This is a genomic window from Blastococcus sp. SYSU DS0539, assembly GCF_054050855.1.
Genome location: NZ_JBJHAF010000021.1, coordinates 20,399 through 38,490 on the forward strand (window position 1 = coordinate 20,399; position 18,092 = coordinate 38,490).

Here is an 18,092-nt window from a genome sequence, read left to right on the forward strand (position 1 = left end):
CGGGCCGACGCCTACGAGCTGCGCCGGGCATTCCCCCGCGAATGACGTCCGGGGGCGACGGGGCACACGTCGTCCGGTAAGAGTTACCGGATGACCACACGCACCCGTCCGCGCAGCATCCTCGTCACCGGCGCCGGCCGGGGCATCGGCCGCGCGATCGCCGAGCGGTTCCTGGACGCCGGCTGGCGGGTGGGCGTGTTCGACATCGACGGCGACGCGGTGGCCGCGGTCGCCGCGGGCCGGCCGGACGCCGTGCACGGGGTCCTCGACGTGCGGGACGACGCGCAGTGGCGGGCGGCGCTGGAGCGCTTCTGCGGCACCGGCGGCCTCGACGTCCTGGTGAACAACGCCGGCGTCCTCGCCTCTGGACCCTTCACCGGCATGGACGCGGCCACGCACCGCCGGATGGTCGACATCAACGTCGGCGGCGTGGTCAACGGGGCGCTCGCCGGCCACCCCTACCTGCGGCAGGCCCGGCGCGGGCTGCTGCTGAACCTGTGCTCGGCGTCGGCGCTGTACGGGCAGCCGACGCTGGCCACCTACGGCGCCACCAAGGCGGCGGTGAAGTCGCTGACCGAGGCCCTGGACCTCGAGTGGCGGGCCGACCGGCTCCGGGTGCGCAGCCTGGTCCCGCTGTTCGTCGACACCGAGATGGTCACCCGGGACGGGCAGGGGATGGCCCCGGTGAAGACCCTCGGGGTCCGGCTGACGCCCGACGACGTCGCCGCCCGGGCCTGGGCCGTGGTGCACGAGCGGCTGCCGCTGCCCCGCTCACCGCACCGCACCGTGGGCCGGCAGACCCGGGTGCTGGCCGCCGCGTCGGCGAGCAGTCCCGACTGGGTCAACCGGCTGGTCGTCGCCCGCCTCGCCTCCTGACCCGCGCCGCGCCGGACGCGACGGAGCCCCGCCCCTCACGAGGAGGGGCGGGGCTCCGTGGCGGGGGTGTCCGCGGTCAGACCGCGTACGGGGCGCCCAGCGGGTCGACGGTCTCCCGGTCGGCCACGGTGCGGGCCAGCCGGGCCGCGGCGAAGTCGCCGTCGCCCAGCAGGTGGTCGATCGCGGTGAGCCGGCTGGTGTAGTGCCCGACGGAGTACTCCGCGGTCACGCCGATGCCACCGTGCAGCTGGATGGCCTCCTTGCCGATGTGCCGGCCGGCGCGGCTGGTCTGCAGCCGGGTCCGGTCGGCGGCGGAGAGGACGTCGCCACCGGCGTCCTGCACCATCGACGCCCACAGCGCGGTGCTGCGGGCCAGCTCCAGGGACACGTACATGTCCGCCGCGCGGAAGGTCAGCGCCTGGAACCGGTTGAGGGTGACCCCGAACTGCTTGCGGGTCTTGAGGTACTCGGCGGTGGTGCGCAGGGCGGTGTCCATCGCGCCGATCGCCTCGTGGCTGTAGGCGATGCGGGCCTCGGCGAGCGCGCGCTCGACGGCGGCGGTCTGGTCCCCGCCGGTGCCCAGCAGGGTCGCCGGGGTGCCGTCGAAGCGGACGTTGGCCGCGCGGGTGCCGTCGTGCGTGCGGTAGCCGGTGCGGGTCAGGCCCGCCGCGTCCCCCTGCACGACGAACAGCCCGGTGCCGCCGCCGTCGACCACGGCCGACACCACCAGGACGTCGGCGCGGGCGCCCGTGGGCACCGGCTCCTTGACGCCGGAGAGGGTCCAGCCGTCGCCCGCCTGCGTGGCGGTGACCGCCGACGCCGACGCGCTCCAGCGGGTGCCGGTCTCGGCGTGCGCGAACGCCGGCACGCTGGTGCCCTCGGCGATCGCGCCCAGCAGCGCGGCCTTCTGCTCGTCGGTGCCGACGGCGGCGATCAGCCCACCGGCCAGCACGACCGCCTCGATGAACGGCTCGGGGGCGATGACCCGGCCGATCTCCTCGGCGACGATCGCCACCTCGATCGGCCCGGCGCCCATGCCGCCGTGCTCCTCGGCGAAGGGGAGCCCGAGGAGGCCCATCTCGGCCAGCCGGGACCAGGTCTTCTCGTCGAAGCCCGGGTCGTTCGCGGCGACCTTGCGGCGCGTCTCGCTGTCGCTGTACGCGCGCTCCAGCAGGCCGCGGACGGCCTCCCGGAGGTCGTTCTGCTCGCTGTCGAAGGTGAAGTCCACGTCAGATCACAGCCCCAGGATCGTGCCGGCGATGATGGTGCGCTGAACCTCGTTGGAGCCTCCGTAGATGGAGACCTTCCGGTAGTTCAGGTAGTGCGGGGTCGCGGTGCGCGCCCAGTCCGGCACGTCGGAGCCCTCCTCGGCGAACGAGGCGAGCGAGAGCGGGCCGGCGATGTCGACCAGCAGCTCGGTGGCGGCCTGCTGCAGCTCCGAGCCCTTCAGCTTCAGCACCGAGGACGCGGGGTGCGGCTTGCCGTCGGCGGAGTTCGCGACGACGCGCAGCGCGGTGAGCTCGAGGGCCAACAGCTCGTTCTCCACCTCGGCGATCCGCCGGGCCATGAACGGGTCCTCCAGCAGGGGGTGGCCGTCGACGGTGATCTCGCGGGCGTAGTCCTTCGCCTGGGCGAGCATCTTCTTGGTCGCACCCACGCGGGCGATGCCTACGCGCTCGTTGCCGAGGAGGAACTTGGCGTAGTCCCAGCCGCGGTTCTCCTCGCCGATGAGGTTCTCGGCGGGGACGCGGACGTCCTCGAAGAACACCTCGTTGACCTCGAAGCCGCCGTCGATCAGCTCGATCGGGCGGAGCGTGACACCGGGGCTGTCCATCGGGAAGACCAGCATCGAGATGCCGCGCTGCTTCTTCTCCGCCGTCGGGTCGGTGCGGACCAGGCAGAAGATCCAGTCGGCGTGCTGGCCCAGGGTGGTCCAGGTCTTCTGGCCGTTGACCAGCCAGTCGTCGCCGTCACGGACGGCGCTGGTGCGCAGCGAGGCGAGGTCGGAGCCGGCGTCGGGCTCGGAGAAGCCCTGGCACCACCAGATGTCGAGGTTGGCCGTCTTGGCCAGGAAGCGCTCCTTCTGCTCCTGGTTGCCGAAGGCGGCGATGACCGGGCCGATCATGCTGGTGTTGAAGGCCAGCGGCTCGGGTACCCCGGCCAGCTGCATCTCCTCGCGCCAGATGTGGCGCTGCAGGGGCGTCCAGTCCCGGCCGCCCCACTCGACGGGCCAGTGGGGCACGGCCAGGCCCGCGGCGTTGAGCGCGCGCTGGGCCTCGACGTACTCCTCCTTGGACACGTGCCGGTGGGCCGCGACCTTGTCGCGGATCTCCTGCGGCACCTGGGTGGTGAAGAAGGTCCGCATCTCCTCCCGGAAAGCCTCGAGCTCCGGGGACAGCTGCAACCGCATCGGTCCTCATTCCTGACGGCGGCAGCGCCGTCTCGACGTAGAGCCCCGACCATCCCACACCTGCTACCGGTCGGTAGATGCGGCATCCCGGGGACGGCGTGCCGGCCGCGCGACCGGGCCCCGGGCAGCGGCGCCGCCCGGGGCCCGTGCGCGGACCGGTCGATCAGTTCAGCGTCGACCAGAACCCGCACTTGGCCTCGGCGGCGACGTCGACCGGGCCGATCCCGCCGTCGGAGGCGATGTCCAGGCCCTGCACGTCGGCCGGGGCGCGGTACCGGGTCCAGGTCGGGACGTCACGGCCGTTGGGGTTGCCGTGGGCGGCGAAGTTGGTCCAGTAGCGCACCATCGCCGTCGACAGCTGCTCCTGCTCGGCGGTCAGCCCGTCCCCGAACAGCCCCGGGAACAGGTAGGGCAGCTCGGCGGCGTGCTGCGCGTCCTCCGGGTAGGCCGGGTACGGGAAGTCCAGCAGCGGGTCCGCCGTCTCGTCGCGGAACTGGTAGGCGAACACCGGTGCCGGCGCCGGGGGACGGGCCAGCGTGCCGTAGGCGTCGACGTGCTCGCACGTCGACAGCGCGCTGCCCGCGTCGCTGTTCACGGCGGCCAGGGCGCGCAGCGGCGAGGCGTACGCGGAGGCCGGGTAGCGCGCCAGCACCGCGGCGGCGTCGTCGCCGAACACCCCGGTGAGGACGGCCGCGTAGTCGGCCTCGGTGAAGCCGTCGACGTCGTTCGCCCGCGTCGCCACGGCCGGGTTGAGCGGCGTGAACAGGGTGTTCTCGTCGCTGAGGTTGCCGTGCATGATGGGCACCCGCGCGTGGTCACCGGCCGCGATGGCCTCGGCCGGCTGCACCGGCAGCGCCGACCCGCCGACGACGAACGCCCCGCCCGGCCAGGCCTCGAGCAGCTCCGGCACCGGCGTGGCGCGCAGGCAGGCCGCGACGTCCGGCGCGGTGGCGCAGCCGACGGTCTCCGCGACCGCGGCGCCCTTGGCCTCGGCCGTCTCCAGGGTGTCGTAGGGGGCGGTGCAGCTGTAGCTCTGCGCGATGGCCCGGTCGAACAGGCCCCGCGCCGCCGGGGAGGTGAGCTGGGCGCAGACCGCCGAGCCGCCGGCCGACTCACCGAAGATGGTGACCCGGCCGGGGTTGCCGCCGAAGGCGCGGATGTTGCGCTGCACCCAGCGCAGCGCCGCCTGCTGGTCGAGCAGCCCGGCGCTGCCGGAGGCCACGTCCCCGTTCCCGCGCGAGAGGTCCTCCTGCGCCATGAAGCCCAGGGCGCCGAGCCGGTAGTTGATCGTCACCACCACGACGTCGCCCTGGAGCGCCAGCTTGCTGGCGTCGTACCGGTCGCCGCTGCCCGTCCGCCAGGAGCCGCCGTGGATCCAGACCATGACCGGCAGGTCCTTCCGGGGGGTGTCCAGCCCCGACGGGGTCGTGACGTTGAGGTAGAGGCAGTCCTCGTCCACCGACGCCGTCGGGTTCGTGGCGCCGGGCTCCTGCGGGCAGGCGCTGCCGGGGGTGGTGGCGTCGAGGACCCCCTCCCACGGCTCCGCCGGGGCCGGTGGGCGGAAGCGCATGTCACCCACCGGCGGGGCGGCGTACGGGATGCCCTGGAACAGGCGGTAGCCGTCGGGAGCGGTGCCCTCGACGGCGCCGTCGGCGGTCTGCACGACGAGCGGCGCCGGGTCTCGCGGACCGGGCGCGGCCCCGGCGGGCGCGGCGGTGGCGAGGGCGCCGGCGGTCAGGACGGCGCCGAGACCGAGGGCGAGCGACGACCTTCGGGCGGAACGTGGGGGAGTGGTGCGCACGGAACCTCCAAGGAGTGCCGGCCGAGCCCCGGGGTGAGCTGGACCACAGCGGTCCGGACACTAGACAGTCCGGACGACCGGTGTGTGGCGGGGGTCACTCCGGGCGGCACGCCGGTGCGGAGGAGTCAGCAGCCGGGGAGCGGCCGGGTGGTCATCCGGTCGATCGTCTCCACCCACGCGGCCCGGACGTCGTGCGGCCGGTCGCCCACGACGTCCAGCAGGCGGGCGTCGACACCGCGGGGCCCGCCGACGACGGCCTCGAAGCCGAGCCGGGTCACCAGCACCCGGATGTCGTCGAGGTCCAGCCCTGCGTCCACCAGCGGCTGGACGATCCAGTGCGTCTCGGCGTGCGGCGCGAAGGAGTCCACGACACCGCTTTCGGCTCCCGCCGCCGTCGCGGATGCACCGCTGCCGGTTCAGACCTCGATCGGCAGCCCGGTGTAGTTCTCCGCCAGCTCGCGCGCGGCGGCCTCCGACGAGCACAGCCGCTCCAGCTGGGCGAGCTGGAGCTGGGCGTCGAAGTCGTCGCCGGAGGTGTGCAGCATCGACGTCATCCACCAGGAGAAGTGGGTGCACCGCCAGACGCGGCGCAGCGCGGTGTCGGAGTAGGCGTCGACCAGGTCGGTCCGCTCCTCCCGCAGCAGGCGGGTCAGCGCGGTGGCCAGCAGGGTGACGTCGGCGACGGCGAGGTTCAGCCCCTTCGCCCCGGTCGGCGGCACGATGTGCGCGGCGTCGCCGGCGAGGAAGAGCCGGCCGCGGCGCATGGGCGCGCTGACGAACGAGCGCATCGGCAGGATCGACTTCTCCGTGATCGGTCCGGTCGAGACGTCCCAGCCCTCGAGGGCCATCCGGCGGGAGAGGTTCGCCCAGATGCGGTCGTCGGACCAGTTCTCGATGGAGTCCGCCGGGTCGACCTGCAGGTAGAGCCGGGAGACCGACGGCGAGCGCATCGAGTAGAGCGCGAAGCCCTCGGGGTGCCAGGCGTAGATCAGCTCGTCGGTGGCGGGGGCGGCGTCGGCCAGGATGCCCAGCCAGGCGTAGGGGTAGGTGCGCTCCCACAGCCGGCCGTCGGTGCCCGCCGTCACCACGGGGCGGGAGACCCCGTGGAAGCCGTCGGTGCCGGCGATGACGTCGCACTCCAGGACCTGCTCGACTCCGTCGGCGTCGGTGAACCGGATGCGCGGGGAGTCCCCGTCGACGTCCTCGGGCGCGACGTCGGAGACGTCGAACAGCAGCGGCGGGCCGCCGTCGAGCTGGGCGGCGACGAGGTCCTTGACCATCTCGGTCTGGCCGTAGACCCACACGGTGCGCCCGCACAGCTCCGGGAAGTCGAGGGTGTGCCGGGTGCCGGGGTACTGCAGGTGGATGCCGCGGTGCTCCAGGCCCTCGCGGCGCAGCCGGTCGCCCACCCCGGCGTCGGTGAGCGTGTCGACGGTGTGCTGCTCGAGGATGCCGGCGCGGATGCGGGCCTCGATGTACTCCCGCGACCGGTTCTCCAGGACCACCGAGTCGATGCCGCGCTGCGCCAGCAGCCGGGACAGCAGGAGGCCGGCGGGGCCGGCGCCGATGATGCCTACCTGGGTGCGCACGAGGAGGAGTGTGTCCGCCGGCGCTCCCCGGCGGAACCGGATCTCCCGCTCAGCGGAAGCGGTGCCCCGGTCAGGCGATCGCGCCGACGGTCCGCCACGGGCCCCAGCGCCCGGCGGCCGACCGGATGCGGTGCACGACCGTGCCGTCCGCGTCGACCACCGCCACCACCAGCCGGCCGTCGGGGGTCGCCGCGGCGGTGGGGTGGTCGGTGACGAACCCGCCCAGATCGGTCCACGGGCCGTAGTGGCTGTCGGGGGCCTCCTGCACGGTCACGGAGATGCCACCGCCGGCGTTCCGGGCGACGCAGGCGATCCGGCCGGCCACGGTGGCGTTCGCCGGAGGCCCGGTCCCGCCGTCACCGCCGAGGGAGGTGGCCGATCGCCAGGCGAGGTCGCCGTCCTGCCAGCTCGTCGCGACGGCCGCGGTTCCCGCCTCCCGGTAATGGACCTCCGGCCGCCCGTCCGCGTTCACGGCGAACGTGGCGGGGCTGGCGGGCGCGAGGCACGGGAGCGGGCCCCGGACGAACCGGCCGTCGGGCACGGCCTGCCGCCACAGGACCAGCCCCGTGCGGGTGGCCGCGACGACCTCGATCCGCCCGGTGGTGTCCAGCAGCGCGTCGCACGGGTCCTGCAGGTCGGAGCCGCCGAGGCCGGACCAGGGGTGCCAGCCGCCGTCGGCCTCCTGCCAGCGCGTCGACAGGCCGCCGGCGGCGTCGACGACGACGACCTGCAGCCGGCCGTCGGCGTTCGGGGCGAGGGCGGGGCTCCCGACGTAGCGCGCGTCCTCGCCGGGGTCCGGGGTGCCGAGGTCGGTCCACCCGCCGCCGACGGCCGGGCGGACGGCCAGCCGCCCGTCCTCGGTCCGGGCGGCGAGGTGGATGCTGCCGTCGGTCCCGGCCGCCGCGACGACGGTGGTGACCCCGGCGCCGAGGTCGTCGGCACCGAGGTCCACCGGGCCCTGCCAGCTGCCGGGGCCCCGCCAGGCGGCGACCCGGCCGTCGCGCACGGCGAACAGCCACACCGCGCCGCGGCCGGCGGTCGCCGACCACCGGGTGCCCCGGGACGTCCGGTAGTAGGCGCGGTCGGTCGCGCCGAAGACGTCCGCCGCGGGCGGGTCCCACGGCTGGTACTCGGCGGCGAACAGGGCACGCTTGCGGGCGCGCGTCACGGGGTCGAGGTTCACGGGGTGCTGGCCCACCCCGTAGTCGCGGTGCTGGAGGACGTACGGCAGCCAGGTGGCGTGCGCCGCCCGGTACCGGCGCGCGGCCTCGAGAGCGAGCGCCGCCGCCGCCCGGTGGTCCGGGTGCGACCGCGGGACGTCGTACCGGCGGTCGGCGACGAGCTCCGTCACGTGGAGCACGGTCGGCCGGTATCGCTCCAGGAGACCGCACAGCACCGTGACGACGTCGTCACCGTCGTACTCCTGTGCGTCCGTGACGAGCCCTCCGGCAGCGGGGACGGTGGCCAGCGTCGCGCCGGAGGCCAGCCGGGACAGCCGGCCGTCGGGCAGGCCGAGGAAGGTCACCCGCACGCCGGGCCGGGCGCGCAGCCGGAATTCCTCCACCCGGTGCCCGCCGAGCTCGACCACCTCGCCGTCCCACTCGTCCTGCAGCGGCAGGTCACCGACGTCTCCGGAGACCCGGTAGGCGTCCTGGATGCCGCGTCGCCGGTCGCGGGCGCGGAGCGACGCCTCGGCGCGGGGGAGCAGCGCGTCGCCGGCGCTGAGGTAGATGACGGTGGTCGGGATCCCGGCGTGGATGCCGGCGTCGAGATCGGGGTTGAGGAAGAGCAGGTCGTCGTCGGGATGCGCGACGACCGCCAGGACGGAGGCGGTCACCGGCCCGGCCTCCGGGCGGGCGGAGGGGTGGTCGGGACGTCGTTCGCACGGGACGCGCGCAGGGCCTGCACCGTTCCTCCGGATGGTCGCCGGGCAGTGCCCGCATCGTGCTCGACCCGAGCGGCGGACGGTAGCGGGCGGGAGCCGGGGACGTCAGTGGAACTCCCGCGACCGGGCCAGTTCCCGGCCGATGCCCCGGGCCGCCATCTCCAGCGCCGGTACCAGGCGGGCGAGGTCCCGCCGGTGCGGCGGGACGACGACGCCGAGGGCGGCCACGGCCAGCGGGCCGGTCACCCGCTCCACCTGCACCGGAACGGCCACGGACGCGGCGCCGGGTGACATCTCCTCGCACGTGCGCGCGTACCGGCGCCGGCGGACCTCGGCGAGCTCCCGGGTGAGCTGCGCCGGGTCGACGACGGTGTGCCGGGTGATCGGCTGCAGCGCCCGCAGCGTCTGCTCGACGACGTCGTCCGGGGCGGCGGCGAGCAGCACCTTGCCGACGCCGGTGGCGTGCATGGGCAGCCGGCTGCCGACCTGGCTGACCACCGGGACGGACTCCCGGCCCGAGACCCGGTCGACGTAGAGGGCGCAGAGCCCCTCCCGGACGGCGAGGTGCACGGTGTCGCGGATCGTGGTGTGCAGGTCCAGCAGGAACGGCGCGGCCACCTGCCGCAGCTCCAGCTGCACCGGGGCGAGGAGGCCGAGGTCCCAGAGCTTGCGGCCGATCTCGTACCGGCCGTCGGACCGCCGGACCAGCGCCCCCCAGCCGGTCAGCTCCCCGAGCAGCCGGTGCGTCGTCGTCAGCGGGGTGCCGGTGCGCTCGGCGATCTCGGTCAGCGACAGCCGGGGGGCGTCGCTGCCGAACGCGTCGAGGACCCCGAGCGCCCGGGACGTCACCGACCGGCCCGGGGTGGTGCTGCGACCGGCCATCTGCTGGTTCTCCCGCCCAGTGGAAGTGTGGGCTTGGGAGCCTAGCCCGGCGGTCGTACCGTCCCGGCATGACCGGGACCACATCGGCCAGTGGCCTGCACGTACCGCAGTACCTGCGTGAGCCCGCCGCCCTGCGCACCCCGGTGGGCTTTCCCGACTACCGCAGCGCGGCCCTGCGCGCGCCCCTGCGGACGCCCGTCGACCTGCCGCACCGGCTCACCGAGATCACCGGCCCGGTGCTGGGCGAGGACCGGGTGCGGGCGGAGGACGCCGACCTCACCGTCCGCAGCGGCGGCGAGGCCGTCGGCCAGCGGATCCTGGTGTACGGGCGGGTGCTGGACAGCGACGGCCGTCCGGTGCCCGGCGCGCTGGTCGAGGTGTGGCAGGCGAACGCCGCCGGCCGCTACCGGCACGTCGTCGACAACTGGCCTGCGCCCCTCGACCCGCACTTCGACGGGCTCGGCCGGGTGGTCACCGACAGCCTGGGCCGGTACGAGTTCCTGACGATCAAGCCCGGCGCCTACCCGTGGGGCAACCACCACAACGCGTGGCGTCCGGCGCACATCCACTTCAGCCTGTTCGGCCGCGCGTTCACCCAGCGGTTGGTCACCCAGATGTACTTCCCGGGGGATCCGCTGTTCGGCCAGGACCCGATCTACAACGCGATCCCGCCGGCGGTCCGGCACCGGGCGATCAGCCGGTTCTCCCTCGAGCGCACCCAGGACAACTGGGCGCTGGCCTTCGAGTGGGACATCGTGCTGCGCGGATCCGACCAGACCCCGTTCGAGACCGACGACGACGGAGACGTGGCATGAGCCGGCGGATCACCGACCCGCTGGACGTCCCGCCGGATCCGCCCGGCCCCTTCCAGCCGCGCACCGGGCAGCGCGGCACCGGTTTCCTCACCGAGCCGCTACGACGGGGCACCACCCCGAGCGCGACGGTCGGGCCCTACCTCGCCATCGGCCTCACCTGGCCGGACGGCGCCTGGGCCGCGGCCGAGGGCACCGACGGCGGCGTCTGGATCCGCGGCCGGGTGCTCGACGGTGCCGGCGACGTGGTCCTGGACGCGATGGTGGAGATTTGGCAGGCCGACCCGGACGGCGGATTTCCGTCGCCCGAGGACCCGCGTGGGGCGTCGTCCCACCCGGGGTTCCGCGGCTTCGCCCGCGCGCAGACGCTCAGCGGCGAGTTCGCCGTCTTCACCGTCAAGCCCGGCCGGGTGCCGGACGGGCAGGGCGGGCTGCAGGCCCCGCACGTGGACGTCAGCGTCTTCGCCCGCGGCCTGCTCGACCGGGTGGTCACCCGCATCTACTTCGCCGACGAGGCCGAGGCCAACGCCGAGGACGTCGTGCTGCGCGCGCTGCCCGACGACGCCGCGCGGAGCACGCTGCTCGCCACGCCGGCCGACGACGGGTACCGGTTCGACATCCACCTGCAGGGCGAGCGCGAGACCGTCTTCTTCGCGGTATGAACGCACCTGTGACCGGAACCGCCGCGTGAGCGGCCTCTTCAGCGGAACCTTCGCCCGCGGCGGAGCGGCGGCGGCCGTCTCCGATCCCGCCTGGTTCGCCGCGCTGCTGGACGTGGAGGCGGCGCTGGCCCGCGCGGCCGCCGCCACCGGCCTGGTGCCGACCACGGCAGCCGACGCGGTCACCACGGCGTGCGCGGAGCCGGCCGGGCTGGACCTGGCCACCGTGGTGGCGCGGGCCGCCGACGCCGGCAACCCGGTGCCCCCGCTGGTGCGGGTGCTGGAGGCCGCGGTGGGGGAGCGGGACGCCGTCGCGGTGCACGTGGGCGCCACCAGCCAGGACGTCCTCGACACGGCGCTGATGGTGCTGGCCCGGCGGGCGATCGCCGCGATCGACCGGGACCTCGCGCTGGCCGCCGAGGCCGCCGCCGACCTGGCCCGCGCCCACCGGGACGACGTCGTCATGGGCCGCACGCTGATGCAGCAGGCGCTGCCCACCACCTTCGGGCTCAAGGCGGCGGGGTGGCTCAGCGGGCTGGACGGCGCGCGGCTGCGGCTGGCCGAGGTCGTCGCCACGCTGCCCGTGCAGTACGGCGGCGCGGTCGGGACCCTCGCGGCCTCGGACGGGTCGGGCACCGCGCTGCGCGCCGCGCTCGCCGCCGAGCTGGGCCTGGCGACCACCCCGGTCCCGTGGCACACGGTGCGGCTGCCGATCGCCGACCTGGCCGGTGCCCTCGGGGCGACGGCGGGCGTGCTGGCCACCGTCGCCGTCGACGTGGTGCTCCTGGCGCAGACCGAGGTCGGGGAGGCCGCGGAGAGCGACGCCGGGCGCGGCGGCTCGTCGGCGATGCCGCACAAGCGGAACCCGGTGGCCGCGATCTCCGTGCGGGCCTGCGCCCGCCGCGCGCCGGGGCTGGTCGCGACGCTGCTGGCCGCCATGGAGCAGGAGCACGAGCGGGCCGCCGGGGCGTGGCACAGCGAGTGGCCCGCGCTCACCGACCTGCTCACCACCGTCGGCTCGGCGGCGGCCTGGCTGGTCGAGAGCCTCACCGGCCTGCGCCCCGACGTGGCCCGGATGTCCGCGACGGCCGGCGCGGCGGGCGATCCGGAGCTCGCCGGGGCGCTCGCCGACGCGCTGACCCCGGTCCTCGGCAGCGGCGCCGCCCACGACGAGGCCGCCGCCGCCGTGCGGGAGGCGGCTGCCACCGGCCGTTCCCTGGCCGACGTGGTCGCCGGCCGGGACGACGTCGACCTCGCCGACCTGCTCGGCGGCGGCCCGGACGTCGGGGAGGCCGGCCCGCAGGTCGACGCCGTGCTCGCCGAACACACCCACCTCACCGAGGGAGCCCGATGACCGCCGTCACCGTCTCGTACACCGTGCACGGGCCCGCCGACGCGCCCGTGCTCGTGCTGTCCAACTCGCTCGGCGCCACGCGGGCGATGTGGGACCAGCAGGTGCCCGCGCTCGCCGAGCGCTTCCGGGTGGTCACCTACGACACCCGCGGGCACGGGGCGTCCCCGGTGCCCCCGGGGCCCTACTCGCTCGACGACCTCACCGACGACCTCGTCGCCCTGCTGGACGAGGTCGGTGCGGAGCGGGCGCACGTCGCCGGCCTGTCGCTGGGCGGCATGACCGGCATGCGCCTGGCCGCGCGCGAGCCCCAGCGGGTGCACCGGCTCGCGCTGCTGTGCACCTCCGCCCTGCTGGGCCCGCGGGAGAACTGGCTCGACCGCGCCGCCACGGCCCGGACGGAGGGCACGGGGGTGCTGGCGCCGACCGTCGTCAGCCGGTGGGTGACCCCGGCCTACGCCGCGGATCACCCCGACGTGGTCGCCGGGCTGCGGGAGATGGTCGCCGGCACCGACGGCGAGGGGTATGCGAGTTGCTGCGAGGCGATCGCGGACATGGACCTGCGCGCCGACCTCCCGACCATCGCCGCGCCCACCCTGGTGGTCTCCGGCGCGCAGGACCCGGCGACGCCCCCCGAGCACCAGCAGGCCATCGTCGACGGCATCCCCGGCGCCCGGCTGGTCTCGATCAGCCCCGGTGCGCACCTGGCCAACATCGAGCAGCCGCTGCAGGTCACCGGCGCGCTGCTGGCCCACTTCGACGCCGCCGGGGACGCCCGGTGAGCGAGCTGCCCGACACCGACCAGGCGCGCCGCGAGGCGGGGATGCGCACCCGCCGGGAGGTGCTGGGTGACGCCCACGTCGACCGCGCGGTGGCGAACACCTCGGAGTTCACCGCCGGCTTCCAGGACTTCATCACCCGGGTGGCCTGGGGCGACGTCTGGCAGCGGCCGGGGCTGTCCCGCCGCGACCGCAGCCTGATGACGCTGTCGATCACCATCGCGCTGCGGCACTGGGACGAGTTCGCCCTGCACGTGCGGGCGGCCAAGAACAACGGTCTGACCGACGACGAGATCGGCGAGGTCATCCAGCACGCCGCCGTCTACGCGGGCGTACCGGCGGCCAACCACGCCTTCAAGGTCGCCGGCCCGATCCTCGACGAGCTCCGCGGCGCAGCGGGCGGCTGAGCCGCGGCGAGCTCGGGAGTGCGGCGAGATCACGCCGCACCGTTCCCTCCGGGGCGCACGCCGCACCGTTCCCTCCGCGGCGCATGCCGCACCGCTCCCTCCGGGGCGCACGCGGCACCGTTCCCTCCGCTGCGGCAGTCAGTCTCTGCCCAGCCCCAGTGGGCAGAGACTGACTTCCGCGGAACAGGTGAGCAGGGGAGGGTGCCCCCGCTAGATCCCCGCGGGCAGCGGCATCTCGCGGAGGTCGTCGGCGACGGTGAGCGGGGCGCCGGTCTTCTCGACCACCTCGTCGGCGCTCACCCCGGGGGCGGTCTCGCGTAGCACCAGCCCGTCGTCGGTCACGTCGATGACGGCGAGGTCGGTGACGATCCGGTCGACGCACGCCTTGCCGGTCAGCGGCAGGGTGCACTCGGCGACGATCTTGGCCGATCCGTCCCGGGCGGTGTGCTCCATCATGATGATCACCCGCTTGGCGCCGTGGACCAGGTCCATGGCGCCGCCCATGCCGTTGACCATCTTGCCGGGGATGAGCCAGTTGGCGAGGTCCCCCCGGGGGTTGACCTGCATGGCGCCGAGGACGGCGACGTCGAGGTGCTGGCCGCGGATCATGCCGAAGGACAGGGCGGAGTCGAAGAAGCTGGCGCCGGGCAGGACGGTGACGGTCTCCTTGCCGGCGTTGATCAGGTCGGCGTCCTCCTCGCCCTCGAAGGGGTAGGGGCCGACGCCGAGGACGCCGTTCTCCGAGTGCAGGACGACGTGCACGCCGTCGGGCACGTAGTTGGGCACCAGGGTCGGCATGCCGATGCCGAGGTTGACGTAGGAGCCGTCCTCCAGCTCCAGCGCGACGCGGGCGGCCAGCTCCTTGCGGGACAGGGCCATCAGGCTGCTCCTCCGGTCGCTTCCTCGCCGGCGGCGGCCGGCGTGGCGGTGTCGGCGGTGCCCGTCGCCGGGCGGGGGCGGGTGGTGCGCTTCTCGATCCGCTTGCCCTCCGCGCCCACGACGACGACGCGGTCGACGAAAACGCCGGGCAGGTGCACGTCCTCGGGGGTGATCTCGCCCGGCTCGACCAGCTCCTCCACCTCGGCGACGGTGACCCGGGCGGCCATCCCGGCCAGCGGGTTGAAGTTGCGGGCCGATTCGTGGAAGACCAGGTTGCCGTGCCGGTCACCGGCCGCGGCGCGGACCAGGCCGAAGTCGGCGGTCAGCGCGGTCTCGAGCACGTACTGGCGGCCGTCGAACTCCCGCACCTCCTTGGGCCGGCTGACCTCGGCCACGGCGCCCTGGGCGTCGTAGCGGATCGGGATGCCGCCGTCGGCCACCAGCGTGCCCACCCCGGTCGGGGTGTAGAAGGCGGGGATGCCGCTGCCCCCGGCGCGCAGCCGCTCCGCCAGGGTGCCCTGCGGGGTCAGCTCGACCTCCAGCTCACCGGAGAGGTACAGCCGCGCCAGCTCGTCGTTGCCGCCGACGAAGGAGGAGATCGTGCGGCGGATCCGCCCGGCGTAGAGCAGCACGCCCAGCGCCTGGTCGTCCACCCCGCAGTTGTTGGAGATCGTGGTCAGCTCGTCGGCGCCCTGCTCGAGCAGCGCGTCGATCAGCGCGAACGGCACCCCGCACAAGCCGAACCCGCCCACCGCCAGCACCGAGCCCGACCCGATGTCGGCGACGGCCTCCCGGGCGGAGGCCACGACCTTGTTCACCGGGAACCCCGCTCGACGGGGGCGGTGGACCGCCCGTGGTCCGTGTGCGTCCGATCCACCACAGTGCTCCCATCGCTCGCCGGTTGCCCGGGCCAGTATCGCCGTCCGGGGGCGGACCGTGGGAAGCAGTTCTCCACTGGACGGAAGTGGCGGGCCTCAGCGCAGGACGGTGGTGAGGCGGACGCTCACGCCGCCGTCGCCCGGGTGGTGCTCGCCGCCGAAGATGTCGACGTGGTCGCAGAGCTGGCGGGCCAGCCACAGACCCATGCCGCCACGGGAGAGGTCCTCGCCGTGCGCGGGGCCGTACCCGGCGAACGGGTCGTCCCAGCCCGGCCCGCCGTCGCTGATCGTGCACACCATGCGGTCGGCAGCGGTCCACAGCCGGAGGCTCACCGGCGGCTGCCCGTGCCGGACGGCGTTGGACGTCATCTCGTCGACGGCGAGCAGGAAGTCCTCGACCACGTCCGCGGAGGCGGGGACGCCGGCCAGCTCCGCGGCGACGGCGTGCCGCAGACCGATGAAGTCGGCGACGTCGGCGGCCGCGAAGCTCGGGCGGGTGCGCTCCAGCGGCTCGTCCGGCACCGGGAGCCCCCGGAGGTACTCGGCCGGATCGGTGTACCCGGGGTTGGGCGTCCGGGTGGCCGCGGTCACGAGGTGGCGGTGCGTCCGGCGGGCGGACTCGACCACCGGGTCGGGGAGCACGCGGGTGTCGAAGGCGCAGACGCCCCACAGGTCCCACCCGGAGAACGCCTGGTTGATGACCGACTCGTAGCGCTCCCACTCGAGCCACTCGCGCTCGGTGCGGCCGAAATCGATCTCGCCGAGGACGCGGACGCGGCCGGCCCCCTCGGCGGTGTGCTGCTCGGCGAGCCGGCGGCAGGTCGTGATGGCCGCGGGCGTGCGGGTGCGGTAGAGGTCGGCGCGGTCGAGCAGCTGCAGACGGGGATCGTCGTCCAGCGCCTCCCGCAGGGCCGCCCGGCTCCCGGCGCCGGCCACGACGACCGCGGCCTCCCCGGCGTCCAGCGCCGCGCGCAGGAACGGCGCCCCCGCCGCGACCAGCTGGTCGGTCGAGTCGTAGAGGAGGGCGTCGTGCGGAAAGCCCCCGGCGGCGGGATGCCCCGCTCCGCCTGCTGCTGTCCAGCTCACTCGTCGCCCCTGCCTGTCGGGCCCGCTGTCCCGGACCGTGGCCCCACGGTAGGCCAACGCGCCGGATCGGTCGCACCGGAGGTGGGGATCGTCCGAAACCCCCGCCGGCAGGACCGGTGGGCAGGGCGCGACCGGCCGGGGCGCCCGGCGAGGACCGCGGCAGCGGAGGCTGTTGCCGGCCGGCCGGTTTCGCCGGCCTGCGTCCGGGCAGGTGACCGCTCATCAGGAGGGAGCACACCATGGCCATCGCCACGATCAACCCGGCCACCGGCGAGACGCTCAAGACCTACGAGCCGCTCACCGACGAGGCCCTCGAGGAGAAGATCGCCCGGGCCGCCGAGGCGTTCGCCGGCTACCGGCTGACCTCGCCGCAGCAGCGGGCCGGCTGGCTGTCGGCCGCCGCCGACGCCCTGGACGCCGACACCGACTCCGTCGCCGAGCTCATGACCACCGAGATGGGCAAGACCCTCGCCTCGGCCAAGGCCGAGGTGGGCAAGTGCGCGACGGCGCTGCGCTGGTACGCCGAGCACGGCCCGGCCTTCCTCGAGCCCGAGGAGAAGGACGCCGCCGCCGTGGGGGCGGAGCGGGCCTACGTCGTCCACCAGCCCCTGGGCGTCGTCCTGGCGGTCATGCCGTGGAACTTCCCGCTCTGGCAGGCGATGCGGTTCGCCGCCCCGGCCCTCATGGCCGGCAACGTCGGCCTGCTCAAGCACGCCAGCAACGTGCCGCAGACGGCGCTGTACCTCGAGGAGCTGTTCCGCAAGGCCGGGTTCCCCGACGACGTGTTCCAGACGCTGCTGATCGGGTCGGGGACGGTGGAGCGGGTGCTGCGCGACGACCGCGTGGTGGCCGCGACCCTGACCGGCAGCGGGCCGGCCGGGCAGTCGGTGGCCGCCGTCGCCGGCGACGCGCTGAAGCCCACCGTGCTGGAGCTGGGCGGCTCCGACCCGTTCATCGTCATGCCCTCGGCGCACCTTGACCGGGCCGCCGAGGTCGCCACCACCGCCCGGAACCAGAACAACGGGCAGAGCTGCATCGCGGCCAAGCGCTTCTTCGTGCACCGCGACGTGGCCGAGGAGTTCACCCGGTTGTTCGCCGAGAAGATCGGCGCGCTGACCGTCGGGGACCCGATGGACGCCGACACCCAGGTGGGCCCGCTGGCCACCGAGTCCGGGCTCCAGGACGTCGAGGACTACGTCGAGGACGCTCGCGGCAAGGGCGCCACGGTCGCGGTCGGCGGGCAGCGGCTGGACCGGCCGGGCTGGTTCTACGCCCCGACGCTCCTCACCGGCGTCACGCCCGAGATGAAGGTGCACAGCGAGGAGGTGTTCGGCCCGGTCGCGGCGCTGTACACCGTCGACTCGCTGGACGAGGCGATCGAGATCGCCAACAGCCACGTCTACGGGCTGGGCTCCAACCTGTGGAGCGATGACGAGGACGAGCGGGCGCAGTTCGTCCGCGACATCGCCTCCGGCATGGCGTTCATCAACGGGATGACCGCCAGCTACCCGGACCTGCCTTTCGGCGGCATCAAGCAGAGCGGCTACGGCCGCGAGCTGACCGAGGTGGGCATGCGCGCGTTCATGAACGCCAAGACGGTATGGGTGGGCGGCCCGAGCAGCGAGCAGGCCGAGCGCAGCACCGCCGGGTCCGCCGCCGAGTGACCCGCGCAGTGGGGGGGGGGGGGGGGGGGGGGGGGGGCCCCCCCCCCCCCCCCCCCCCCCCCCCCCCCCCCCCCCCCCCCCCCCCCCCCCCCCCCCCCCCCCCCCCCCCCCCCCCCCCCCCCCCCCCCCCCCCC

The 18,092-nt window shown here is 75.0% G+C and carries 17 protein-coding genes; 7 read left to right on the forward strand and 10 right to left on the reverse strand.

Annotation, left to right across the window (positions count from 1 at the left end):
* Window positions 1-90 precede the first annotated feature (90 nt).
* A complete protein-coding gene (locus ACI790_RS19245) occupies window positions 91-876 on the forward strand; it encodes an SDR family oxidoreductase (protein ID WP_456571399.1) in 786 nt (261 codons plus the stop codon).
* A gap of 76 nt (window positions 877-952) precedes the next feature.
* Here ACI790_RS19245 and ACI790_RS19250 read toward each other — a convergent pair whose 3' ends face one another.
* The 7 genes from ACI790_RS19250 to ACI790_RS19280 all read right to left on the reverse strand — a co-directional run bounded on the left by ACI790_RS19250 (window position 953) and on the right by ACI790_RS19280 (window position 9,443).
* Entirely contained in the window at window positions 953-2,104 is a 1,152-nt protein-coding gene (locus ACI790_RS19250; protein WP_456571400.1) for an acyl-CoA dehydrogenase family protein, read from the reverse strand.
* A 6-nt stretch (window positions 2,105-2,110) separates the two neighbouring features.
* Window positions 2,111-3,286: an acyl-CoA dehydrogenase family protein gene (locus ACI790_RS19255; protein WP_456571401.1), complete on the reverse strand. Its 1,176-nt coding sequence runs from the start codon at window positions 3,284-3,286 to the stop codon at window positions 2,111-2,113.
* 163 nt (window positions 3,287-3,449) lie between these two features.
* Window positions 3,450-5,087: a carboxylesterase/lipase family protein gene (locus ACI790_RS19260; RefSeq protein WP_456571402.1), complete on the reverse strand. Its 1,638-nt coding sequence runs from the start codon at window positions 5,085-5,087 to the stop codon at window positions 3,450-3,452.
* A 125-nt stretch (window positions 5,088-5,212) separates the two neighbouring features.
* Window positions 5,213-5,455 (reverse strand): hypothetical protein, encoded by a 243-nt coding sequence (locus tag ACI790_RS19265; protein ID WP_456571403.1) that lies wholly within the window; start codon window positions 5,453-5,455, stop codon window positions 5,213-5,215.
* A 48-nt stretch (window positions 5,456-5,503) separates the two neighbouring features.
* Window positions 5,504-6,676 carry a 4-hydroxybenzoate 3-monooxygenase gene (locus tag ACI790_RS19270; RefSeq protein ID WP_456571404.1) on the reverse strand — a complete coding sequence of 391 codons (1,173 nt, stop codon included), beginning with the start codon at window positions 6,674-6,676 and terminating at the stop codon, window positions 5,504-5,506.
* Window positions 6,677-6,746: 70 nt separating this feature from the next.
* Window positions 6,747-8,513, reverse strand: coding sequence for a PIG-L family deacetylase (locus ACI790_RS19275; protein ID WP_456571405.1), 1,767 nt, complete (start codon window positions 8,511-8,513; stop codon window positions 6,747-6,749).
* A 153-nt stretch (window positions 8,514-8,666) separates the two neighbouring features.
* A complete protein-coding gene (locus ACI790_RS19280; protein WP_456571406.1) occupies window positions 8,667-9,443 on the reverse strand; it encodes an IclR family transcriptional regulator in 777 nt (258 codons plus the stop codon).
* Between the two features lie 68 nt (window positions 9,444-9,511).
* Here ACI790_RS19280 and pcaH point away from each other — a divergent pair, with 68 nt between their 5' ends.
* The 5 genes from pcaH to pcaC are packed head-to-tail and all read left to right on the forward strand — an operon-like array spanning window position 9,512 to window position 13,451.
* The gene (pcaH, locus tag ACI790_RS19285; protein WP_456571407.1) at window positions 9,512-10,258 is read left to right on the forward strand and encodes a protocatechuate 3,4-dioxygenase subunit beta; all 747 of its coding nucleotides are present in this window, start codon (window positions 9,512-9,514) and stop codon (window positions 10,256-10,258) included.
* Window positions 10,255-10,917: a protocatechuate 3,4-dioxygenase subunit alpha gene (gene pcaG, locus ACI790_RS19290; RefSeq protein ID WP_456571408.1), complete on the forward strand. Its 663-nt coding sequence runs from the start codon at window positions 10,255-10,257 to the stop codon at window positions 10,915-10,917. The genes pcaH and pcaG overlap by 4 nt, the downstream gene beginning before the upstream one ends.
* 25 nt (window positions 10,918-10,942) lie before the next feature.
* Window positions 10,943-12,268: a 3-carboxy-cis,cis-muconate cycloisomerase gene (gene pcaB / locus ACI790_RS19295; protein WP_456571409.1), complete on the forward strand. Its 1,326-nt coding sequence runs from the start codon at window positions 10,943-10,945 to the stop codon at window positions 12,266-12,268.
* The gene (gene pcaD, locus ACI790_RS19300; RefSeq protein ID WP_456571410.1) at window positions 12,265-13,047 is read left to right on the forward strand and encodes a 3-oxoadipate enol-lactonase; all 783 of its coding nucleotides are present in this window, start codon (window positions 12,265-12,267) and stop codon (window positions 13,045-13,047) included. The genes pcaB and pcaD overlap by 4 nt, the downstream gene beginning before the upstream one ends.
* Window positions 13,044-13,451 (forward strand): 4-carboxymuconolactone decarboxylase, encoded by a 408-nt coding sequence (gene pcaC / locus ACI790_RS19305; RefSeq protein ID WP_456571411.1) that lies wholly within the window; start codon window positions 13,044-13,046, stop codon window positions 13,449-13,451. Before pcaD ends, pcaC begins: the two co-directional genes overlap by 4 nt.
* A gap of 210 nt (window positions 13,452-13,661) precedes the next feature.
* On the opposite strand, the gene ACI790_RS19310 is transcribed toward pcaC, so the two are convergent.
* From ACI790_RS19310 to ACI790_RS19320, 3 genes are all read right to left on the reverse strand, one after another.
* A complete protein-coding gene (locus tag ACI790_RS19310) occupies window positions 13,662-14,330 on the reverse strand; it encodes a CoA transferase subunit B (RefSeq protein ID WP_456571412.1) in 669 nt (222 codons plus the stop codon).
* Window positions 14,330-15,148, reverse strand: a complete 819-nt coding sequence (locus ACI790_RS19315) for a CoA transferase subunit A (protein ID WP_456571413.1) — start codon at window positions 15,146-15,148, stop codon at window positions 14,330-14,332. Before ACI790_RS19315 ends, ACI790_RS19310 begins: the two co-directional genes overlap by 1 nt.
* Before the next feature lie 156 nt (window positions 15,149-15,304).
* Complete coding sequence (locus tag ACI790_RS19320; protein ID WP_456571414.1) at window positions 15,305-16,294, reverse strand: anti-sigma factor RsbA family regulatory protein; 990 nt, start codon at window positions 16,292-16,294, stop codon at window positions 15,305-15,307.
* Between the two features lie 239 nt (window positions 16,295-16,533).
* Here ACI790_RS19320 and ACI790_RS19325 point away from each other — a divergent pair, with 239 nt between their 5' ends.
* Complete coding sequence (locus ACI790_RS19325) at window positions 16,534-17,958, forward strand: NADP-dependent succinic semialdehyde dehydrogenase (protein WP_456571415.1); 1,425 nt, start codon at window positions 16,534-16,536, stop codon at window positions 17,956-17,958.
* The last annotated feature ends 134 nt before the right edge of the window (window positions 17,959-18,092 follow it).

What these genes read in the sequence shown, in the direction of transcription:
- ACI790_RS19245 (WP_456571399.1), top strand. Translation starts at nt 91, where the DNA reads ATGACCACACGCACCCGTCCGCGCAGCATCCTCGTCACCGGCGCCGGC.
- ACI790_RS19255 (WP_456571401.1), bottom strand. Translation starts at nt 3,286, where the DNA reads ATGCGGTTGCAGCTGTCCCCGGAGCTCGAGGCTTTCCGGGAGGAGATG.
- ACI790_RS19280 (WP_456571406.1), bottom strand. Translation starts at nt 9,443, where the DNA reads ATGGCCGGTCGCAGCACCACCCCGGGCCGGTCGGTGACGTCCCGGGCG.
- pcaH (WP_456571407.1), top strand. Translation starts at nt 9,512, where the DNA reads ATGACCGGGACCACATCGGCCAGTGGCCTGCACGTACCGCAGTACCTG.
- pcaG (WP_456571408.1), top strand. Translation starts at nt 10,255, where the DNA reads ATGAGCCGGCGGATCACCGACCCGCTGGACGTCCCGCCGGATCCGCCC.
- pcaD (WP_456571410.1), top strand. Translation starts at nt 12,265, where the DNA reads ATGACCGCCGTCACCGTCTCGTACACCGTGCACGGGCCCGCCGACGCG.
- ACI790_RS19310 (WP_456571412.1), bottom strand. Translation starts at nt 14,330, where the DNA reads ATGGCCCTGTCCCGCAAGGAGCTGGCCGCCCGCGTCGCGCTGGAGCTG.
- ACI790_RS19325 (WP_456571415.1), top strand. Translation starts at nt 16,534, where the DNA reads ATGGCCATCGCCACGATCAACCCGGCCACCGGCGAGACGCTCAAGACC.